Source organism: Pseudomonas sp. B6001, from assembly GCF_013386015.1.
Classification (GTDB): Bacteria; Pseudomonadota; Gammaproteobacteria; order Pseudomonadales; family Pseudomonadaceae; genus Aquipseudomonas.
Genome location: NZ_JACAOX010000040.1, coordinates 16,275 through 37,378, shown reverse-complemented (window position 1 = coordinate 37,378; position 21,104 = coordinate 16,275). Strand labels below are relative to the sequence as shown.

General features: G+C 62.6%; 20 protein-coding genes. 9 read left to right on the top strand and 11 right to left on the bottom strand.

Annotation, left to right across the window (positions count from 1 at the left end; translation table 11 throughout):
* Positions 1-253: 253 nt before the first annotated feature.
* Positions 254-1,885, bottom strand: a complete 1,632-nt coding sequence (locus HX821_RS29010; RefSeq protein WP_087694671.1) for an AMP-binding protein — start codon at positions 1,883-1,885, stop codon at positions 254-256.
* A gap of 145 nt (positions 1,886-2,030) precedes the next feature.
* On the opposite strand from HX821_RS29010, the gene HX821_RS29005 reads away from it, so the two are divergent.
* Genes HX821_RS29005 through HX821_RS28990 form a run of 4 tightly spaced genes read left to right on the top strand, consistent with a single transcriptional unit; the run spans position 2,031 to position 7,572 of the window.
* Positions 2,031-3,194: an isovaleryl-CoA dehydrogenase gene (locus HX821_RS29005; RefSeq protein WP_003212472.1), complete on the top strand. Its 1,164-nt coding sequence runs from the start codon at positions 2,031-2,033 to the stop codon at positions 3,192-3,194.
* Positions 3,195-3,208: 14 nt separating this feature from the next.
* Complete coding sequence (locus tag HX821_RS29000; protein WP_003212470.1) at positions 3,209-4,816, top strand: carboxyl transferase domain-containing protein; 1,608 nt, start codon at positions 3,209-3,211, stop codon at positions 4,814-4,816.
* A 15-nt stretch (positions 4,817-4,831) separates the two neighbouring features.
* Positions 4,832-5,638 (top strand): gamma-carboxygeranoyl-CoA hydratase, encoded by an 807-nt coding sequence (locus HX821_RS28995; protein ID WP_003212468.1) that lies wholly within the window; start codon positions 4,832-4,834, stop codon positions 5,636-5,638.
* Entirely contained in the window at positions 5,635-7,572 is a 1,938-nt protein-coding gene (locus tag HX821_RS28990; RefSeq protein ID WP_177037133.1) for an acetyl/propionyl/methylcrotonyl-CoA carboxylase subunit alpha, read from the top strand. Before HX821_RS28995 ends, HX821_RS28990 begins: the two co-directional genes overlap by 4 nt.
* Here the strand turns inward: HX821_RS28990 and HX821_RS28985 are convergent.
* Positions 7,569-8,216 carry a LexA family transcriptional regulator gene (locus HX821_RS28985; RefSeq protein ID WP_177029087.1) on the bottom strand — a complete coding sequence of 216 codons (648 nt, stop codon included), beginning with the start codon at positions 8,214-8,216 and terminating at the stop codon, positions 7,569-7,571. The genes HX821_RS28990 and HX821_RS28985 overlap by 4 nt on opposite strands.
* 129 nt (positions 8,217-8,345) lie before the next feature.
* Here HX821_RS28985 and HX821_RS28980 point away from each other — a divergent pair, with 129 nt between their 5' ends.
* Together HX821_RS28980 and HX821_RS28975 are read left to right on the top strand one after the other, a co-directional pair.
* Positions 8,346-8,708, top strand: a complete 363-nt coding sequence (locus tag HX821_RS28980) for a DUF6124 family protein (RefSeq protein WP_003212463.1) — start codon at positions 8,346-8,348, stop codon at positions 8,706-8,708.
* A gap of 467 nt (positions 8,709-9,175) precedes the next feature.
* Complete coding sequence (locus HX821_RS28975; protein ID WP_003212460.1) at positions 9,176-10,327, top strand: M14-type cytosolic carboxypeptidase; 1,152 nt, start codon at positions 9,176-9,178, stop codon at positions 10,325-10,327.
* A gap of 54 nt (positions 10,328-10,381) precedes the next feature.
* Here the strand turns inward: HX821_RS28975 and HX821_RS28970 are convergent, their stop codons facing one another.
* The gene (locus HX821_RS28970; protein WP_003212459.1) at positions 10,382-10,921 is read right to left on the bottom strand and encodes a cytochrome b; all 540 of its coding nucleotides are present in this window, start codon (positions 10,919-10,921) and stop codon (positions 10,382-10,384) included.
* Entirely contained in the window at positions 10,918-12,000 is a 1,083-nt protein-coding gene (locus tag HX821_RS28965) for a catalase family peroxidase (protein ID WP_087694665.1), read from the bottom strand. Before HX821_RS28965 ends, HX821_RS28970 begins: the two co-directional genes overlap by 4 nt.
* A 171-nt stretch (positions 12,001-12,171) precedes the next feature.
* On the opposite strand from HX821_RS28965, the gene HX821_RS28960 reads away from it, so the two are divergent.
* Positions 12,172-12,678, top strand: a complete 507-nt coding sequence (locus HX821_RS28960; RefSeq protein ID WP_003212456.1) for an RNA polymerase sigma factor — start codon at positions 12,172-12,174, stop codon at positions 12,676-12,678.
* A complete protein-coding gene (locus HX821_RS28955) occupies positions 12,675-13,427 on the top strand; it encodes an anti-sigma factor (RefSeq protein ID WP_003212454.1) in 753 nt (250 codons plus the stop codon). Before HX821_RS28960 ends, HX821_RS28955 begins: the two co-directional genes overlap by 4 nt.
* On the opposite strand, the gene HX821_RS28950 is transcribed toward HX821_RS28955, so the two are convergent.
* From HX821_RS28950 to HX821_RS28920, 7 genes are all read right to left on the bottom strand, one after another.
* Positions 13,424-14,407, bottom strand: coding sequence for a spore coat protein U domain-containing protein (locus tag HX821_RS28950; protein ID WP_371316159.1), 984 nt, complete (start codon positions 14,405-14,407; stop codon positions 13,424-13,426). The genes HX821_RS28955 and HX821_RS28950 overlap by 4 nt on opposite strands.
* A 16-nt stretch (positions 14,408-14,423) precedes the next feature.
* Positions 14,424-16,739, bottom strand: a complete 2,316-nt coding sequence (locus HX821_RS28945; RefSeq protein WP_371316158.1) for a fimbria/pilus outer membrane usher protein — start codon at positions 16,737-16,739, stop codon at positions 14,424-14,426.
* 119 nt (positions 16,740-16,858) lie between these two features.
* Positions 16,859-17,644, bottom strand: a complete 786-nt coding sequence (locus HX821_RS28940) for a molecular chaperone (protein ID WP_102369526.1) — start codon at positions 17,642-17,644, stop codon at positions 16,859-16,861.
* A 26-nt stretch (positions 17,645-17,670) separates the two neighbouring features.
* Positions 17,671-18,171 carry a spore coat U domain-containing protein gene (locus HX821_RS28935; protein WP_177037128.1) on the bottom strand — a complete coding sequence of 167 codons (501 nt, stop codon included), beginning with the start codon at positions 18,169-18,171 and terminating at the stop codon, positions 17,671-17,673.
* 4 nt (positions 18,172-18,175) lie between these two features.
* Positions 18,176-18,712: a spore coat protein U domain-containing protein gene (locus HX821_RS28930; protein ID WP_032898768.1), complete on the bottom strand. Its 537-nt coding sequence runs from the start codon at positions 18,710-18,712 to the stop codon at positions 18,176-18,178.
* A gap of 18 nt (positions 18,713-18,730) precedes the next feature.
* Positions 18,731-19,273 (bottom strand): spore coat protein U domain-containing protein, encoded by a 543-nt coding sequence (locus HX821_RS28925; RefSeq protein ID WP_177037127.1) that lies wholly within the window; start codon positions 19,271-19,273, stop codon positions 18,731-18,733.
* A complete protein-coding gene (locus tag HX821_RS28920) occupies positions 19,267-19,758 on the bottom strand; it encodes a spore coat U domain-containing protein (protein ID WP_218166240.1) in 492 nt (163 codons plus the stop codon). Before HX821_RS28920 ends, HX821_RS28925 begins: the two co-directional genes overlap by 7 nt.
* A 229-nt stretch (positions 19,759-19,987) precedes the next feature.
* Between HX821_RS28920 and zapE the strand changes: the two genes are divergently transcribed.
* A complete protein-coding gene (zapE, locus tag HX821_RS28915) occupies positions 19,988-21,103 on the top strand; it encodes a cell division protein ZapE (RefSeq protein WP_177037125.1) in 1,116 nt (371 codons plus the stop codon).
* Position 21,104 lies beyond the last annotated feature (1 nt).

Here is a 21,104-nt window from a genome sequence, read left to right as displayed (position 1 = left end):
CCCGAGGCCGAACGCAGGTATTGCGGAGCGGGTAAACCGGCAGGACGCCGGTTTAGCCGCGCCGGGCCATGGATGGCCCGTCGCGGCGGCCCGCGGAGCAATGCCGGAGTGAGGGAACGCCGAGCCTAGGCGAGGCGCCGACAGGCGGGGCAGAGCGCTTTGGTTACTTTGCCGCTTTTGCAAAGTGACTCGCTGTAAGAGCGAAACCATAAGCCGCCGTTACCTAAATAACGGATAAACACCCCGCCCTCCCTCACCCCCCCTTCAACTCTTCAATCATAATTTCCCGCATCCGAAACTTCTGGATCTTCCCCGTCACCGTCATCGGAAACTCATCCACAAATTTGAAATGCTTGGGCATCTTGAAGTGCGCAATCCGCCCCTTGCACCACGTCTGCAGCTCAAGCTCATTGGCCACATGCCCCGGATGAAACTTGATCCACGCCACAATCGCCTCACCGTAACGCTCATCCGGAATCCCGATCACCTGCACATCCGCCACCGCCGGATGAGTAAAGAAAAACTCCTCCAACTCCCGCGGGTACACGTTCTCACCTCCGCGAATGATCATGTCCTTGTTACGCCCGGCGATGCACACATACCCATGTTCATCCATGGTCGCCAGGTCGCCGGTGTGCATCCAGCCCGCCTCGTCGATAGCCTCACGAGTGCTGTCAGGATTATTCCAGTAACCGAGCATCACGCTGTAGCCCCGGGTACACAGCTCCCCTACCTGGCCCCGAGCAACCGTGTTACCGGCGTCATCGATAATCTTGCTTTCCAGCTGTGGCTGGGTCCGGCCAACCGTCGTAACACGCCGCTCAAGGTCATCATCCGGCCCGGTCTGCAACGACACCGGGCTGGTTTCCGTCATGCCATAGGCAATCTGCACCTCACTCATGTGCATCTCGCCGATAACCCGGCGCATCACCTCGATCGGACAAGTGGCGCCCGCCATGATCCCGGTGCGCAGGCGCGACAGGTCGAACTCGGCGCGGCGCGGGTGATCAAGCATGGCGATAAACATGGTAGGCACCCCGTATAGCCCGGTGGCCTGTTCTTCGGCGACGGCAGCCAGGGTCAGCAATGGGTCGAAACCGTCACTCGGGTAGATCATCGTGGTGCCATGGGTGATGCAGCCCAGGTTACCCATCACCATGCCAAAGCAGTGATACAGCGGCACCGGGATCACCAGGCGATCTTGCGCCGTCAGGCCCAGGCTTTCGCCAACCATGTAGCCGTTATTGAGGATGTTGTGGTGACTGAGGGTGGCACCCTTGGGGAAGCCGGTGGTGCCGGAGGTGTACTGGATATTGACGGGTTGATCGAAGTGCAGGCCGGCCTGGCGGATCTGCAATTGCTCGGGCGGGACGCCTGCCCCGAGGGCCGCCAATTGCGACCAGGGCGTAAACCCCGGGGGCGGGCTGGGATCAAGGCTGATGATGCCGCGCAGGTCAGGTTGAAGCTCCTGCAACATGCCGTGGTAATCGGAGGTCTTGAACGACCCGGCGCACACCAACCACTGGCAACCGGATTGCTTGAGTACGTACTCCAATTCACTGCTGCGATACGCCGGGTTGATATTGACCAGAATCACGCCGATTTTGGCGCTGGCGACCTGGCTGATGCACCACTCGGCGCAGTTGGGGGCCCAGATGCCCAAGCGGTCGCCGGCCTGCATCCCCAAGGCCAGGAACGCACGTGCATGCAAGTCAACCGTCTCTGCCAGTTGCCGCCAGGTGTAGCGACGCTGTTGATGGCCCACGACCAAGGCTTCGCCGTCGGAGTAGCGCGAAACCGTTTGATCAAAGGCCTGGCCGATAGTCATGGCCAGCAAGGCCTTGTCCTGACAGCCGCGGCTGTAGCTCTGATTCGATTGATCCATAACGACCCCTGTTGTCTTTTTTGTAGGTTGACGTAAACGTAAACTACGATTGACAGGCCCGCAACGCAAGTTTACGTTAACGTAAAGGTGATCGCCCTCCCCGGCGTATTGGCCATACAAAAACAACGCTAGAAGGTGCCCGTCCATGAGTTACCCCTCCCTGAACTTCGCCCTCGGTGAAACCATCGACATGCTGCGCGACCAGGTGCAGTCCTTCGTGGCCAAGGAACTGGCGCCGCGCGCTGCGCAGATCGATATCGACAACCTGTTCCCCGCCGATATGTGGCGCAAGTTCGGCGATATGGGCCTGCTGGGCATCACCGTGCCGGAAGAATACGGCGGCGCCGGCTTGGGCTACCTGGCCCACGTGGTGGCCATGGAAGAAATCAGCCGGGGCTCGGCTTCGGTGGCGTTGTCCTACGGCGCGCACTCCAACCTCTGCGTCAACCAGATCAACCGCAACGGCACCCATGAGCAAAAACTCAAATACCTGCCCAAGCTGATCAGCGGCGAACACATCGGCGCACTCGCCATGAGCGAGCCGAACGCGGGCTCCGACGTGGTCTCCATGAAGCTGCGCGCCGATAAACGCGGCAGTGTGTATGTGCTCAACGGCAGCAAGACCTGGATCACCAACGGCCCTGATGCCAATACCTACGTGATCTACGCCAAGACCGACCTGGAAAAGGGTGCCCACGGCATCACCGCGTTTATCGTCGAGCGTGACTCGAAGGGCTTCAGCCGCAGCAACAAGTTCGACAAGCTCGGCATGCGCGGCTCCAACACCTGCGAGTTGTTTTTCGATGACGTCGAAGTGCCGGAAGAAAACATCCTCGGCGCACTCAATGGCGGCGTGAAAGTGCTGATGAGCGGCCTCGATTACGAACGCGTTGTGCTGTCCGGCGGCCCGACCGGGATCATGCAGGCCTGCATGGACCTGATCGTGCCCTACATCCATGACCGCAAGCAGTTCGGCCAGAGCATCGGCGAGTTCCAGCTGATCCAGGGCAAGGTCGCCGACATGTACACCCAGCTCAACGCCAGCCGCGCCTACCTGTACGCCGTGGCCCAGGCCTGCGAGCGCGGCGAAACCACGCGCAAGGACGCCGCCGGCGTGATCCTCTACAGCGCCGAACGCGCTACCCAGATGGCCCTCGACGCGATCCAGATTCTCGGCGGCAATGGCTATATCAATGAATTCCCGGCTGGTCGTCTATTGCGTGACGCCAAGCTGTATGAAATCGGTGCCGGCACCAGTGAGATCCGGCGCATGTTGATCGGTCGCGAACTGTTTAACGAAACCCGCTGAACGGAGCGCGCACCATGGCTACCCTGCACACCCAGCTCAACCCGCGCTCGGCGGAATTCGCCGCCAACAGCGCGGCGATGCTCCAACAGGTCGACGCCCTGCATACCCTGCTCGCCCAGGTGCAGCAAGGCGGCGGCGCCAAGGCCCAGGAGCGGCATACGTCGCGGGGCAAGCTGTTGCCCCGCGAGCGGATCAATCGCTTGCTCGACCCTGGCTCGCCGTTCCTTGAACTTAGCCAGCTGGCGGCTTATCAGGTGTACGGCGAAGACGTGCCCGCTGCCGGGGTGATTGCCGGGATTGGCCGGGTGGAAGGCGTCGAATGCATGATCGTCGCCAACGACGCCACGGTGAAAGGCGGCTCGTACTACCCGCTGACCGTCAAGAAACACCTGCGCGCCCAGACCATCGCCGAGCAGAACCGCCTGCCCTGCATCTACCTGGTGGACTCCGGCGGCGCCAACCTGCCGCGTCAGGATGAAGTGTTCCCGGACCGCGAGCACTTCGGACGAATCTTCTTCAACCAGGCGAACATGAGCGCCCAGGGCATCCCGCAGATCGCGGTGGTTATGGGCTCCTGCACTGCCGGTGGTGCCTATGTGCCTGCGATGGCGGACGAAGCAATCATGGTCCGCCAGCAAGCCACCATCTTCCTCGCCGGCCCGCCGCTGGTGAAGGCGGCGACCGGTGAAGTGGTCAGCGCCGAAGACCTGGGCGGTGCCGATGTGCACTGCAAGATTTCCGGGGTGGCCGACCACTATGCCGACAGCGACGAACATGCGCTGGCCCTGGCTCGGCGAAGTGTGGCCAACCTCAACTGGCGCAAGCTGGGGCAATTGCAACAACGCACACCGCTGGCGCCGCTTTATAGCAGCGAAGAGCTGTACGGCGTGATTCCGGCCGACGCCAAGCAACCGTTCGATGTACGCGAGGTGATCGCGCGATTGGTGGACGGCTCGGTGTTCGATGAATTCAAGGCGTTGTTTGGCACCACACTGGTGTGCGGCTTTGCGCACCTGCACGGCTATCCGATTGCGATCCTGGCCAACAACGGCATCCTCTTCGCCGAGGCCGCGCAGAAAGGCGCGCACTTTATCGAACTGGCCTGCCAACGCGGGATTCCGCTGTTGTTCCTGCAAAACATCACCGGCTTCATGGTCGGCCAGAAATACGAAGCCGGCGGCATCGCCAAGCACGGCGCCAAACTGGTGACAGCGGTAGCCTGTGCCAAGGTGCCGAAGTTCACCGTGATCATCGGCGGCAGCTTCGGCGCCGGTAACTACGGCATGTGTGGACGCGCCTACGACCCGCGCTTCTTGTGGATGTGGCCCAACGCACGCATCGGCGTGATGGGCGCCGAACAGGCCGCCGGCGTGCTGGTGCAGGTCAAGCGTGAGCAGGCCGAGCGCGCCGGCCAGGGTTTCAGCAGCGATGAGGAAGCGGCGATCAAGCAGCCGATCCTCGACCAGTACGAAACCCAGGGCCACCCCTACTACTCCAGCGCACGGCTGTGGGATGACGGCGTCATCGACCCGCTGCAGACCCGCGACGTGCTCGCCCTGGCCCTGTCCGCCGCGCTGAACGCCCCCATCGAGCCGAGCCGCTTCGGCGTGTTCCGCATGTAAATGGAGCTGCACCCCATGAGCGATTTCAACACCCTCGAACTGATCACCGACCCCCGTGGCTTTGCCACGCTGTGGCTCAGTCGTGAAGCCAAGAACAACGCGTTCAATGCCGAAATGATCCGCGAACTGATCATTGCCCTGGACCGGGTGCAAGGCGATCCGGCCCTGCGTTTTCTGGTACTGCGCGGGCGCGGCAAACACTTCAGCGCCGGCGCCGACCTGGCCTGGATGCAGCAGTCGGCCGAACTGGATTACCACACCAACCTGGACGATGCCCGAGAACTGGCGGAGCTGATGTACAACCTCGCCAAGCTGAAGATCCCGACGCTGGCGGTAGTCCAGGGTGCGGCCTACGGTGGTGCCCTGGGGTTGATCAGTTGCTGCGACATGGCGATTGGCGCCGACGATGCGCAGTTCTGCCTGTCGGAAGTGCGCATTGGCCTGGCGCCGGCGGTGATCAGCCCGTTCGTGGTGCAGGCGATCGGCGAACGGGCAGCCCGTCGCTATGCCCTCACAGCGGATCGCTTTGGCGGTCAGCGGGCACGGGAAATCGGCTTGCTGGCGGAAAGTTATCCTGCCGATGATTTGGACATACATGTCGAATTGTGGATTACCAATCTGCTGCTCAACAGCCCCGCGGCCATGCGCGCCAGCAAGGACCTGCTACGGGAAGTCGGCCACGGTGCCCTGACGCCAGCGTTGCGTCGCTACTGCGAGAACTCCATCGCCCGGATCCGCGTCAGCGCCGAAGGCCAGGAAGGCCTGCGTGCCTTTCTGCAAAAACGCGCGCCCAACTGGCAGCCTCAGGAGCCGCGTTCATGAAGACGCTTACTACCGTATTGGTAGCCAACCGTGGCGAAATCGCCTGCCGGGTGATGCGCACCGCCAAGGCCATGGGCCTGACCACCGTGGCCGTGCACAGCGCCACCGACCGTGACGCGCGGCACACCCGCGAGGCTGATATTCGTGTGGACCTGGGCGGCAGCAAGGCCGCCGACAGTTACCTGCAAATCGACAAACTGATCGCCGCGGCCCAGGCCAGCGGCGCCCAGGCGATTCACCCGGGTTATGGGTTTCTTTCGGAGAACGCAGGGTTTGCCCGCGCCATTGAAGCCGCCGGGTTGATCTTCCTCGGCCCGCCCGCCTCGGCCATTGATGCCATGGGCAGCAAATCGGCCGCCAAGGCGTTGATGGAAACCGCCGGCGTGCCGTTGGTGCCGGGTTACCACGGCGACGCCCAGGATCTGGAGACCTTCCGCCAGGCAGCCGAGCGTATCGGTTACCCGGTGCTGCTCAAGGCAACGGCAGGCGGTGGCGGCAAGGGCATGAAGGTGGTCGAGGACGTCAGCCAACTGGCCGAAGCGTTGGCCTCGGCACAGCGTGAAGCACTGTCCTCCTTTGGCAATGCGCAGATGCTGGTGGAAAAGTATTTGCTCAAGCCGCGTCACGTGGAGATCCAGGTGTTCGCCGACCAGCACGGTCACTGCCTGTACCTCAATGAGCGCGATTGCTCGATCCAGCGCCGCCATCAAAAAGTCGTCGAAGAAGCCCCGGCGCCGGGCCTGAGTGCCGAGCAGCGCAAGGCCATGGGCGAAGCGGCCGTGCGTGCGGCCCAGGCCATCGGCTACGTGGGCGCGGGCACCGTGGAGTTTCTGCTGGACGCCCGGGGCGAGTTTTTCTTCATGGAGATGAACACCCGGCTGCAGGTGGAACACCCGGTGACCGAGGCCATCACCGGCCTGGACCTGGTGGCCTGGCAGATTCGCGTGGCCCAGGGCGAGCCGCTGCCGATGACTCAGGAGCAAGTGCCACTGCTGGGGCATGCGATTGAAGTGCGCCTGTACGCCGAGGACCCGGCCAACGATTTTCTGCCGGCCACCGGGCACCTGGCGCTGTACCGCGAATCCACGCCAGGGCCCGGGCGCCGGGTAGACAGCGGCGTCGAACAAGGCGACAACGTGTCACCGTTCTACGACCCGATGCTGGGCAAGTTGATTGCCTGGGGCGAGGACCGCGAACAGGCGCGCCTGCGGCTGCTGGGCATGCTCGATGAATTTGCCGTGGGTGGACTGAAGACCAACCTGGGCTTCTTGCGGCGCATTATCGGCCATCCGGCGTTTGCCGCTGCCGAGCTCGATACCGGGTTTATCCCGCGTTATCAGGATGAGCTGCTGCCGGCGCCTGGCGAATTGAGTGAGGCATTCTGGCAGGCCGCCGGCCAGGCGTTCATGCAGACCCAACCGAGCACTGACACCCGTTCGCCCTGGGCCGACACCCGAGGTTTTCGCGCAGGCTTGCCGGGCGAGGTTTCCCTGCACCTGAGCTGCAACGGCCAGGATCGCCTGGTAATGCTGCAAGCCGGCGTCAACCCGCCCCAGTTGCACGGCGAACAATTGCTGATCGACCAGCACGGCGTGCGCCGCTCCCATCTGGCGGTACGCGAGGGCGGCAGTGTGTTTTTGCGCTGGGACGGCGAGGTGCACAGTGTCAGCCTGTTCGACCCGATTGCCGCCGTCGATGCCAGCCAGTCCCATCAGGGCGGCCTGGCCGCACCGATGAACGGCAGCATCGTGCGAGTGCTGGTGGAAGTCGGGCAAACGGTTGAAGCCGGTACGCAGTTGGTGGTGCTGGAGGCCATGAAGATGGAACACAGCATTCGCGCGCCCCATGCCGGCGTGGTCAAGGCGCTGTACTGCCAGGAAGGCGAAATGGTCGGTGAAGGCAGCGCACTGGTGGAGCTGGAAGCCGCGAGTTAAAACCTCGTGACCGCCTGCGCCACCACGCCGATGATCCGGCACTCTTCACTGAACAGCATCTTCGGGTACGTAGGGTTGAGCGGCACCAGGTAAAGCTGGCCGCCCTGCCTGACCCATTTGCGCAAGATCGCCTGGGAATCAAATGCCCATTGGGCCACCACCAGTTTGCCGGGCTCGGGCTGGATGGCCGGGTCCACCAGAATCATCGTGCCTTCATTGATACTCAAGCCGCTGGGGGCGGTCATGGCGTCGCCAGTCACGCGCATCCAGAACGCCTTGCCACGGGCGTGATAGTCGCTCATCTGAAAACGAGTAACGCCGTACGGCCGAGGTTCTTCCTGCAATGGGTAGCCTCCCTTCCCTTCGCTCACCGGGTAACGGTAATTCGGGTTGTAGTGCGGCGCCGGCTGCAGTTCCTCGGCAACCGCCGCGAGCGCTTTTTCGCGAACCACCAGCGCGACCTCGAGCCCATCCAGGCCCAGCTCCTGCATCACCCGGTTCATATCGGCAAGGCTCGGCACCCGACGCTTGTTCAGCCAGTGGCCGACCCCGCCCTGGGACATGCCCAGGCGCGACGCCAGTTGGTCCTGCGTGACCTTGCGGTCTTTCATGTTGGCCTTGACCAACGCTATCCATTTATCCATGGGCCCTGACAATACGTTGTGTACTCACCACGACAATAAACAGTTTGTAGTAATCAATAAAACGCCATAAATACGATTAGTACTAATATCGATTGCAGGCTTTCGACACCCACACAGAGCACTGCCCTTATGACGACCACCTCGTATACCCTGCCCGACACCTGCGATGAAGACGAGCGGCTGTTCCTGCGCAGCAGTGGCGCCGCCCAACGCGCGCTGGACTATTACCTGAAAGAGGATGCCGCACCGCCCTCCGTTGACGATACGTTGTTCGAGGTCAAGCCCGGCATCAGCGACGAGGAGGCCCTGGTCCACGCCTCCGACCTGCTGCGCAGCGCCGCGGCCACTGCGTACGAATCGGCAAACAGCGCCCACGGCAATAGCCGGGACCTGGCGTTTTCAGTGGTCTATTTGATTGATATGGCGAAGGTGATGGTGGAGCGGTCACTGCGGCTTTCGGCGAGGGGTGCCGAACAGCCGGCCAGTCTGTAACAGGCACGCGGGAAAAATATTTCTATCCGAGGGATAAAAACATTTGACTTGCAAATGATAATGATTATTATTGGACCTAGCTGATCGCGAGATCAGTCGATAGACCAAGAGACCTTAGGTCGGACTCTTGGAATATCTCCTCATCAGGCTAATCACGGTTTTTGACCCGGCTCTTTGGCCGGGTCTTTTTTTTGCCAGTTTTTCCCTGGCGTGACTTCAGGCTAATGAAGACTGTGTGTTGCTTGATGGCGCGCATGGTAGCAAAAGACCATCGCCAAAAGAAAGTCGATCGAGCGCTCTAGGCCGGTTCTTTCAAAATTAGCACTTGAGAATCAATCTCATAGATTCTAAGCTGCGGCGGCGTCATGGACGACGCCCCCCTCTTCACCCGCAAAAATTGCATCCAGGCTTTGCCCCGCTCCGGTGTAAAATGCCCGCCACAACACTCATATTCAGGCAACCAGACTATGACCGTGGCCTTGACCTCCATCAAGATCAGCACCGACTTCGACAGTGGCAATATCCAGGTGCTCGACGCCAGTGATGCTCACCAGTTGCTGCTGGCGATAAAGCCCGATACGCGCAGCCAGCACTACCAGTGGTTCCACTTCAAGGCCGAAGGCATGCATGTGGGTCACACCCACACCTTCCGCCTGAGCAATGCCGGCCACTCGTCCTACAAGCACGCCTGGAGCGGCTACAACGCCGTGGCGTCCTACGACCATATCAACTGGTTCCGGGTGCCCACCCGCTTTGATGGCGAAACGCTGCACATCACCCTCGAAACCCGTGAAAAACAGGCCTGGTTCGCTTACTTCGAACCCTACAGCCGCGAACGCCACGACTGGCTGATCGACCAGGCGCTGAACCGCGCCGGCACGCAATTGCTGGCCACCGGCAAAAGTGTCGAAGGCCGTGATATCCAACTGCTGCGCCGTGGCAAGGGCGAGGCCAACAAGCGCAAGGTCTGGATCATCGCCCAGCAGCATCCCGGCGAGCACATGGCCGAATGGTTTATGGAAGGCATCATCGAGCGCCTGCAACAGGACGGTGACGCCGAGCTGAAAAAGCTCCTGGCCGCCGCCGACCTGTACCTGGTACCGAACATGAACCCCGATGGCGCGTTCCATGGGCATCTGCGCACCAACGCCATGGGCCAGGACCTCAACCGCGCCTGGCAGAGTGCGAGCCAGGAGATCAGCCCCGAAGTACTGTTCGTCCAGCAACAAATGGAAAAGTACGGCGTTGACCTGTTCCTGGATATCCACGGCGACGAGGAAATCCCCTATGTGTTCACCGCCGGTTGTGAAGGCAACCCGGGCTACACGCCACGTATCGAGCAGTTGGAAAAACACTTCCGCAGCCACCTGAGCAACCTCACCCGGGATTTTCAGACCGCGCATGGCTACACCCGCGATTTGCCGGGCGAAGCCAATATGACCCTGGCGTGCAACAGCGTCGGCGAGAAGTTCGATTGCCTGTCGCTGACCCTGGAAATGCCCTTCAAGGACAACGACGACGCGCCCAACCCGCACACCGGCTGGTCGGGCAAACGCTCGATGCAGTTGGGCAAGGACGTGTTGAGCAGCGTGGCGGATATCGTCGGCGTATTGCGCTAAACATCCACGATCCCGGCGACGGCTGCCTCACAGCAACCGCCGCCGGGGAAGGCTTCAGTCCTTGCTGCCGGTCATGCTTTGCAACACACCGTCACGCCGGATCAAACCGTGGAACAGCGCCGCCGCCAGGTGCAACAACACCGTCAGAAACAGCAAATACGCCAGGTAACCGTGAGCCTTGCGCAACACGGCAAACAACGGCGCATTCGCCCCCACCAGCGCCGGCAACTGCACCGAACTGCTGAGCATCACCGGGTCGCCGGCCGCTGAAATCATCGCCCAGCCCAGCAGCGGCAACACCAGCATCAACGCATACAGCACCACGTGGGAGGCCTTGGCCGCCAGCACTTGCCACAGCGGCAAGTCGGCAGGCAGCGGCGGCTGGCGCGTGGAAAAACGCACCACCAGGCGCACGATCACCAGCGCCAGGATCGCAATGCCCAGCGGCTTGTGCAGGTGGATCAGCCACTCATGGCGTTCGGAAACCGAGGCCACCATGCCCGCGCCGATAAACAGCATGGCGATGATCATCAACGCCATCAGCCAATGCAGCAGCCGCGCCAGCGGGGCGAAAAACCGGGGTTGGGCATTCATGGCTTCGACTCCTGAGGGGCGCTGTGCAGCTGGCTGACTTCGCTGGTGCGACGCAGGTAGGAACTGGCGTACGCCGCCGAACGGGCGGCCAGCAATGGGTCATTCGAGGCTTCGATACCGCTCGGCAGCACCAGTGGATCAAAGTTGATGTCACGGCAATCACCGTCCATTTGCGGCTGGCTGCTTTCCAGCACCAGGGTCCCGGCATTCAGCACCTTGTGCTCACCGGTCCAGGTCTTGCTGGCGTCATCCACCGGGTCGCCCGGGTTGGCCAGGGTGAGGTTCAACTGCCAGCGCAACGGCCCGGCCACCAGGCGCTGGGCCAGGTCTTTTTCGAGGAAGTCGCTGCCGGCGGGCGCCGTGGCCCCCGCAGCATCCTGGCTTTGCGGTACGACGCCCCAGCGCACGGCCTGGCGTTGGCCGCTGGCGTTTACCAGGTAAAACGCGTTGATGCCGTTATAGGTTTCAGTGGCATAGCTGGCAGACGGTTTGGCGGTCTTGACCCAGGCCAGGAACGGCGCGGTCTCGGGGTGCGCCGCGAAGAACGCCGGCATGCCTGCCGGGTTCGGCTTGCCGGTGGCCGGGTCAGGTGCGCCGGCCTTGAGCATCTCGAAGAAGGCCTCGGGCGTGCCCACCGGGAACACCGGCATGCTGTTCATCCCGGTGCGCCATTGCTGGCCATTGACCAAGTTGAACTGCAAGGCAAAACTGCGGATCGGCACGCTGCTGTCCGGCGCATACGGGTTGCCGCTGGGCAGCGCAAAACGCCCGATAACCGGGGTACGCGCCTCGCTGAATACCTGGGCACTGGAGTACTGGCGCGCCTCGGGGCTGCTCTCGAAATAACCGGCCACGCACACGCCCTTGGCATGGTTACGCCGGTAGCCAGGGTGCAAGCCGTTGTTGGTTTCCAAGGCGTTGACCAGGGTTTTGGGGCGCAACCGCTGTGGGTCGAGGCTTCCGTTAACGTAGGCAAACGCCCCGGCCACGACGGCAACCACCACGCCGATGCTGGCCAACCGAATTATCAGGCTTGCGGTGCTCAGCGGCGGACGGGGCGGTGATGAGTGATCTACCATGAAATAACTCCAGGGCCCAAGGCCTTGAGTGGGTGAAACATAAGGTCGGAACACTTGGGACGAACGCCAGCGCACTCTATTCCCTGGCCTGCTGTTTATTTTTATTGGCCTGGAATAACCTTCAACGCCGGACGTCTTCCTAGTCCCAGCGTAGTGACTAGCCAGAATCCCATGCACGAACTCGACGAACAGTTACGTGAACTCATCCCCAGGTTGCGGCGTTTTGCCGTGTCCCTGACGCGTAACACCAGCAGCGCCGACGACCTGGTGCAGGCGAGCCTTGAGCGCGCGATCATCAGTTGGGCCGACAAACGCCTCGAAGGCGACTTGCGCGCCTGGCTGTTCTCGATCCTCTACCGGCAGTTCCTCGACGCCCATCGGCGCTCCCGGCGGTACACACGTATGCTGGAATTTTTCACCGGCCGCGATGATTCGCAGCCGTCGGTCGAGCGCACCGTCATCGCGCAATCGACCCTGCAAGCCTTCGACAAATTGAACACCGAACAGCGCGCCCTGCTGCTGTGGGTCTCGGTGGAAGGCTTGAGCTACAAAGAAGTCGCCGACATCCTCGAGGTGCCCGTGGGCACCGTGATGTCTCGCCTGTCGCGCGCGCGCCAGGCCCTGCGCCAGCTCAGCGACGGCGAAATCACCAGCCCTGCCCTGCGGATACTCAAATGATCAGCCTGCCTCCCAGCGAACGCGATTTGCATGCCTACGTCGATCACCAGCTCCTGGACGCCGACCGCCGCCAGCTCGAAACCTGGCTGGCGGCCCACCCGGACGTCGCCGCCCAGGTGCACGCCTGGCAACAGGACGCGCAGCACCTGCGAGCATCGTTGAGCGGCGCACTGCAACAACCCGCCAACCCCGAGCTGGACCCCGCCCTGATTCGCCAGCGGGTCAAGCGCCAGTCACGCCGCCATCTCGCAACCGCCGCCATGCTGTTGATTGCCGTCAGTGTCGGCGGCCTCGGCGGCTGGCAGGCCCGCCAGGCTACGCTGCTCGAGAGCATGGCGCCCATGAGCGACGCGATGCAGGCCTACCGCCTGTTTGCCCAGGACGGCATCTTGCCCGCCGACTACCACGTGCAAAGCGGTGGCGACATGCAAGGCTGGCTCGACCGTTACTTCAACCAGGCCTACCGCCTGCCGGACCTGAGCCAGGCCGGGTTCAAGGCGGTCAGCGGGCGCCTGCTCAGTACCGAACAAGGCGCGGCGGCCATGGTGCTGTATGAAGACCCCCAAGGGCGGCGCATCAGTTTCTATATCCGTCCGCCGGGCCCGGAAAACAAATTCCTGCCTCGTGGCAGCCGCAGTGCCGACGGCCTGCAGGCCGAATACTGGTCGGGCGCGGGCTACAACTATGCGATGGTCAGCCCGCAAGACCCGTCGACCACGCAGATGCTCAAGCAGACGATGCGGTTCTAGAAGGCCACATCCAGCACCACGTTATCGACGTAGGTGCCGGCCGGCGGTGTTGTCTGGTTGGTATAGATCGCGGCGTTGTAGTTGAACACCTGGCTACCGGTACCCAAGCCATTCCCGGGATTCACCTCAGCCGTTGAGCTAGCGCGCCGGGCGGTGCTCACGCTGCCCCAGCGGGTGGTGGTGGCGCTTTTGAAAATGTCGTAATTCAGGAAATTGCTGCCAGAAACCATCCGCCGCTGCCCACCCACACTCACCGGGTTCTGGCCATCGCTGATGCCCACGGTGTAGGCGCTGCCCTTGGTGCAGGCAATGGTGGCCTGCCCGTTCACGCTGGAAAAACCACTGACTACCGGCGCACTGCCGAAGGCGATGTTGGGTGCAGAGATTGTGCAGTCGTTAGCCACGGTCATGCTGACGGTCAGGGAAGCCGTGCCACTGCCGGTGTCCCGTATGACACAGAGAGAACCCACACCGAGGACCGAGCAATAATTCCAGGTCCAGGCAATGCTTAGTGTCTCAGTATAAAGGCCGGCCGCCACATTGCTGCCGATGATGGAACTCAGATAAAGCGGCACGGTTTTCGTGCCCGGCCCGGATACCAGCCCCAGGCTTTGGGCGATGCCGGTGGCACCGAAATCGAATTGGGTTCCACGGGTGATCGGATAACTGGTGCTGTTACTGCCGTAGATCGTATAGCTGATGATATCCCCAGTGGGGCCGACCATGCCGCTGGTGGCCGACGTGATGGTTGCATAGAAGTGATCATTGGCTGCCAGCAACGAGATCAGCGTGGCCCCACAATTCAAGCCGGCATTGGTGGTGGAACTGGTCTGGGGAGCGGTGCGCACCGTCATCGAACTGATCGAGCCAAAGCCGGCCGGCGAGGTGGTTCCCGGCACCGAGCACGCGGCCATCACCTGTGTCGAAAAGCCCAGCCCCGCCAGCACCAGCAGCCCCACTATGCATTCCTTGCCCCGCACACCCACACTCCTTATCTCATTGGCAAACCAGTGGCCCGATCAGCGGCACCTGTGCTTCGTTGATATCCAGATCGAACGTTGCCTGGCAGGTACGGCCCTCACCCACAGTGACTTGCAAGGTGTTGTGGGCCGCCAGGTTCTCCAGGTACACCAGGCCATCCCACCCCACCACCGCGCGCGCCCCGGTTTGCTCATGACGCACCTGGCTGCCCAGGGGCAGGTCCTGATGCCGGGCATCCACCAGGGTGATACTGGCCGCGATCACCCGGCGCACCGGGAACTCCAGCAAGTAGCCGCTGCCGCGCCGCACCGCCACGCGCTGCTCGACATTCGGGGTCTGCACGTTGACCGGCAGGTTCAGCGGGTCGATTTCATACTTGCCGCGGTAGTACGCGCTGCTCCACGGCACCAGCAAGTGCCCGTTGCGGTCGGTTTCCCCCACCAACTGGTTTTCATAGAGCACCGGCACACCGGAATAGCCGTCGGTGCTCACCACCACAAACGCGTCATTGACCTGGTTGGCGGTGAACACCTGATTGTCCATCCACACCAGCGAGCCACTGGCATCCGCCCAACGGGTCTCGGCGTCACTGCTACCGTACACGCCCGCCTGCAATTGCACCGACTGCATGCGCCAGGTCAGGTCGGCCTGGCGATAGGCCGGGCCGTCGCCACTGGCATAACCCAGGTTGTAGCCCACGCCGCCCTCGGACGGCACCGCCCGGCTGTAGTTGATCCGCTGGCGACTTTCGCCGGCCTGGCTGCGCTCGTTGCTCAAGGCCAGGCTCCCGTAGACGTCGAACGGGATCACCAGTTGCGCCTGCATGGCCCAGTTGCTGTCACCGACCTCGCGGTTGGCCGACAGGTAGAAACTGGTGTTGCGCCACAGCTGTTTGCTCCAGGTGAGGTTCATCAGCCGGGTGCGGGAGTCATCGGCCGCCTGCACATCGAAATAGCCGGCACCGATGCTGCCGAAATCGTTGAGGTTCAGGCTCAGGGTCACCTGCTCGCTGCGCTTGCTGAGGCTCGCATAAGGCGTGTCGACCAGGGTCAGGTCGGCGTATTGGTCGCGGCGTTCTACTCGCTGGTATGACAGGCTGTAGCGCTGGTTGCTGTATTGATAACCGAAGCTCAGTTGCTGGCCGGTCTCGCCATCAAACTGGCTTTGGCTGAGGGCGGTATTGAGCACCCCGAAGTTGCCCAGCCGCACGTTGCCGCCGAGCCCGCCCAGGGTCAGGTCGCCTGAGGCTTCGGCATGGCTTTCCAGGGTGAAGTAGTCCGACACCCCGTAACGAAACGTGCCGCTGGCCACGCCCGGCCCGTAGCCAAAATCCCGAATGGTGTAGTCGCGGCGCAAATTACCGGCCGCCACCGAAAAATCCGACAGCCCTTTTTGCAACAACGTACTGGTGACGTAGAACGGCACGGTGGTCGACACCTGCCGGCCCAGGGCATCGGTGGTGACCACCACCGCTTCGCCGGCGCCGTTGATAAACGGCACGTTGGTCAAGGTGTAAGGGCCCGGCTGCAGATCTGCGCTGCTGGATTTGTAGCCATTGATGAACAGGTCCACCGACGACGGCACCGCCGCCTCCCCGGCAAATTGTGGCAAGGGGTAAGTCACCAGGTCCGGGCGTACGCCGAAATCCCGCGACACTTGCACCCCGCCCAGGCGTACCGAACTGCTCCACGGCAATGCGCTGCTGATCACGTCGCCCGCCTCGTAGGTCAGCAGGCGCTCATCGTCGGAAAAGCGCCAGGTGGTGTCATAGCGCCGGTAGCCATTGTTCAAAGTGCTGCCGCTGGCCTGGCCGCCAAAGGTGGTGCGGTATTGGCCGGTATTGGACAGCGTGCCCCACGTGTCGAACAGCCGCACTTCGTTGAAGATGCCCAGGTAAGTGCCCGCATCGTCGGTGTCATTCAAGTAGGCGTCGTAGTTGAGCAACGCACCAAAACTGGTGAGTGCCTGGGTGCGCGGGTAGTTATCGCGATTGCCGATGAACTGCGCCGGCAACCATGCCGGCGGTACCGTCAACATGAGGCGCTGGCCCTGGCTGTCGTAATCGGTGTGCAGGTCGGGCACGTGGTCCAGTGCGACCTCGGTGGTGATGCCGGCCGGCAGTTTCATGCCGATATCCCGCAATGTCGCGGCCGGCAAAAACAAGCCGCCGGCCCGTTGATCCACGGCGACCACCCGGCCGGTGTCCAATTGGTTGACCACCAGTTCGAGGAACAACTGTGCATCGGCAACAGCCTCCATGTTGCTGGGGGGGGGCGGCAGCGGCGCGGCCATGCAAAGCGGCGCAAGCGCCAGGCCAGACAGGCCTCCCATCACACACACCGTTCGCCATCGACTACGAGCCCGATCTTGGCTCACCAAGGCATTGTGTCCATCAATGGACATCTCCATCCGTTAAGACCAAGGGCTGCTCCATGCCCTATTCCATTGCGTTACCGTCCCGGCGCAAGGTTCTCCAGTTGCGCTGCGCCATTGACTCGCACCTGCAGCGGCTGATCGCCCGCGACACCTTGTGGCACCGGCCAGCGCATGGTTGCTCCCGGCAGTACATAGCCGAGCAGGCCGTCTACCAGCGGCCGGGTCTGCCCGCCCTGTTTGAACGCCACATCGGTGAGCCGCGCGTGCACCGCGCCCTGGTTGCGCATCTCCACATAGTTGCGCCCGCCGACGGTGACTTTTTTCCAGCTCAGGTCAGGCTTGCCCGCGCCCTTGGGGTCGCGCTGGCGCGTCGCGTCTTCCTTGCTCCACAGGCCTGCGCCGTAGGCGAACAACGGCACCGAATAACGCATCTGAAAGCGGATGGCGGCGGCCGTCTTGCCATCGGCTGCGGGGGTTTCAGGGGTGGCGGCGGGGATTTCGTCGATGATGATCCGATAGGCCAACTCCTGGCCCGGCGGCACTTCCCGGGTCCGGGTCAGGCGCACCAATTGCTTCTGCCCCGGTTCGATCTTCGCCACCGGCGGGCTGCCGATCACGTCGCGCTGGTTCTGGTACTGCTCGTCAAACCCGCCCTGGCTCCAGGCAAATACCCGGATCTGCAGGTTGGCAGTCTCTGTACCGCGGTTCTCCAACCACAAGGCGCTGGCCTGTTGATCGGCCTCCAGCACCGGGTCAATGGGCCAGATCAGCACCGAACTGGCGGCCTGGACCTGCCCGGCGCCCAACGTCACCAGACCGATAAAACCCGCAACCCAATACCGCCGGGAAGCTGCAAACATAGATTCCACTCCTCATGCCAATCGCCTTACCAGGACAGCTGCACCTGCAGCACGTCGCTGTACGTCCCCCCAGGCTGATTACCCGGTAACACCACCCGGCCGTAAATCGGCAGGGTTATATTGTTCGCGTTGCTGTAGGCCACGCTGACGCTTTGACTGATCCCCAGGCTCTGGCTCAGGGCCGCGTCCTGAAACAGCTGGTACGCCACTTGGGCACTGCCGCTATTGAGTTGCATGTGCCGGCCACTGGCGTTGTACAAGCCGCCGTTGACGCTCATGTTCAAGGTGACTCCCGGAGTGCATTGCAGCGTTACCCCGCTGCTCAGCGCCACCGACACCGTGCTGGTGGACAACGACGAATAGCTGCCGAACGCCAGGCTGCCGTAGTTCGTGCCGCCGCCCACCACCAGGCAGCCTGCGGCAATCGTCGCGCTGACCTGGATCGTCTGGCTGGTCACCGCCAGCAACGACGACGGTATCCCCCAACCCGTGATGACCGCCAGCGTCGCCCAGCAGGCCCGCTTCATCGCACTAGAACGTCAATTGCACGGACACCGTGTCGGTGTAGGTACCCGCCGGCAGACCTGCCTTGCCCACGGCCTGGCCGTAGATGTTCACGGTTTGCGCAACGCCCGTGCTCGCGCCTACGTTGATGGTTCCGTTGATCGCCAGGAGCGTCGAATGCCCGGTGTCGGTGTAGAAGTCATACGGCACATAGTTGGCCACGCCGTCGTACAGCGCCCGGGTGCCGCCCGTGGACTGGCCGTCATGGGAGCCCGCGCCCACGGTGATCACCGGCGAGGTGCCCGAGGAACACTGGATCGACAACGCGCCTCCACCGCCACCCAGCACCTGGCCGGACTGCGTGGTGAACTGGCTGTTGGTGGTACCGAAATTGATCGTACCGAAGTTCAAACCGGTGGTGCCGCCCACGCCGTTGACCAGGCAACTGTTGGTCAGGATCAGCGTGGAGCTGATCTGCCCGGTGACCGTCGTGGCCGCCTGGGCACCCGATACCCAGGCCAGTGCGACCAATGGGAGAACTGCTTTAGATACAAGTGCATGCATGATGTCCATCCTCCTGAATTACCAATCCAGAGTCACCGTCAGGGTGTCTGTGTAGATGCCGGCCGGTAGGGCCCTGGTATTCGCCACCACCGAGCCGAATACCGGGATCGGTACCTGTGCGCCCTTGGTCACGACGAAATTGCGTTGCTGGCCGATGCTGTAGGTGCTTCGGCCCGCAGGATCGGCCGACAGCCGATACGGTATGGTTTGCCGGCCATTGCTCAAGCGCCGGGTGATGCCGTCGCCATGGGCGCCGCCGTCGATGGTCACGGTGAAACTGCTCACCACCGACGGGTTGCAGGACACAGCGAGCGCGGCCTTGTCGCTATCACTGATGCCGGCACCCAGGCCCTTGTCCCAGGTGGGTCCGTGGCTGCCGAAATCCAGCAAGGCCGAGCCGCCATCCGGGCTCACCGGCGCGCTGTCGGTGCCTTTGCTCACCTGGCAACTGGCGGTAATCACCAGCCGTGCGTGAATCTGCCCGGCGACCGCCGCCTGGGCGTCCTCGGCCAGGAGCAACAGGCCGCCCAGCGCGATGCAGGCCAGGGCGCGGCTTACCATGTCACCGTCACTTTGAGCAGGTCGGAATAACGCCCCACGGCCGGTATTTCCTTGAGCGGCTCGATGCGTCCATAAAGTGGCAAGTCCACCGTGCCGGAATCGGGCACACGGCCGCTCAACGGTACGTCCACGGCCAAGGGGATGCGGCGTGCGGCATCGGCATAAATTCGATAGGGAATGGGTTTGATCGAGGGGGCAGCAGCGCCCAGGTAACGTACTTCGCCGATGCCGCCATGCAGGCCGCCGTCGACACGCATCTGATACGGCGTATCCGGGTTGCACTCCAGGCGTGGCTGGCGCTGGCTGATCAAGGCTGCACTCAACGGGCCTGCCGGGTCATCCAGCCGGGAGCCGCTGCCGAAATCCAGTACGCCGAGCTGCTCGATCCCTGCTTCACGCGTGGTGCCGACCAATTGGCACCCCCGCTGCACGTCGATACGCACCTCAACCTGGAGCTGGGCACCATAAACCGTGTTGCAGAGCATCGCGCTCATGATTGCCAAGACTGCGTGTCCCTTCACTGCCCCAAATCCTTATACAGGGGTGACTGCTGTGTATGAGGTTAGTCACTTGAAGGGAATCCGCCAGTCAGGTCGGTGTTTTGGATCCATTGACCCATGCCTTTTCCAGATAGCTCGCGCCGTGCTTCTCTATTGGTCAAACCGCGACCGGCGCTCTAAAGTGAGCGACCACCGAAACACAGAGTGACTGACATTGGCTGCTTTACCGCCCCTGCTCAAACGGTTGCTGGGTAAAACCGCGGCGACCACCGCCGCCCCCGGTATCAGCGCATTCTTCCAGGGCAAGGCCCGGCAACAGGGCTATACCCTCAGTCCAAGCCAGCAACAGGTGATCGAGACCATGTCCCGGCAAACCGACCATCTGCTGGCCGGGCGCCCTACCCGCAGCCTGTACCTGCACGGCGCCGTCGGCCGGGGCAAGAGCTGGTTGCTGGACGGCTTTTTCCAGGCGTTGCCGATTGCCGAGAAACAGCGCGTGCACTTCCACGACTTTTTCGCCCGTCTGCACCAGGGAATGTTTGCCCATCGCCAGCAGCGCGATGCATTGGCCGTGACCCTGGATGAGTTGCTCGATGGCTGCCGCGTGCTGTGCTTCGACGAGTTTCACGTACATGATATCGGCGATGCGATGCTGATCAGCCGCCTGTTCAAGGCCCTGTTCCGGCGCGGAGTCTGGGTGCTGGTAACCTCCAATTATCCGCCCGCCGGGTTGCTGCCGAACCCCTTGTACCATCAGCGGTTCAAGCCGGTGATCGAGCTGATCAGCGCGCGCATGGACGTCATGGAAGTCAGCGCCCCCCAGGATTTTCGCAGCCTGGCCCAGGCCCATGGCGATCAGCGGTTCAGCGCTGGCCAGTTCGTGTGGCCGGGGACTGCCGCGCAACGCCAAGCCCTGGGCCTGCCGTCAGCGGATCAGGCCCCGGTCAGCCTGACCGTCGGAGCCCGGCAATTGACTGCCCGCTGGCACCAGGACCGCAGCATTGCCTTCACCTTCAGCGACCTGTGCGAACAACCGACCGCCGTCATGGACTACCTGCAGCTGTGCCGCGACTATGAACGCTGGATCATCGACGGCCTGCCGCACCTGGCGGACTGTCCGATTGCCGCCCAGCAACGGTTCATCAACCTGGTGGACGTGCTCTACGACCAGGACAAGCAATTGGTGCTGATCGGCGAGCAGCCGCTGGAGCAATCCCTGAGCGGCCAGGCCATCGATTTGGCGCGCACCGCCAGCCGCCTGGGGCAGTTGCAGAAGATCGGGCCGCAACCCGCTATCATGAGCGCCATTCACGCCCCTATTGCCGAGTGAC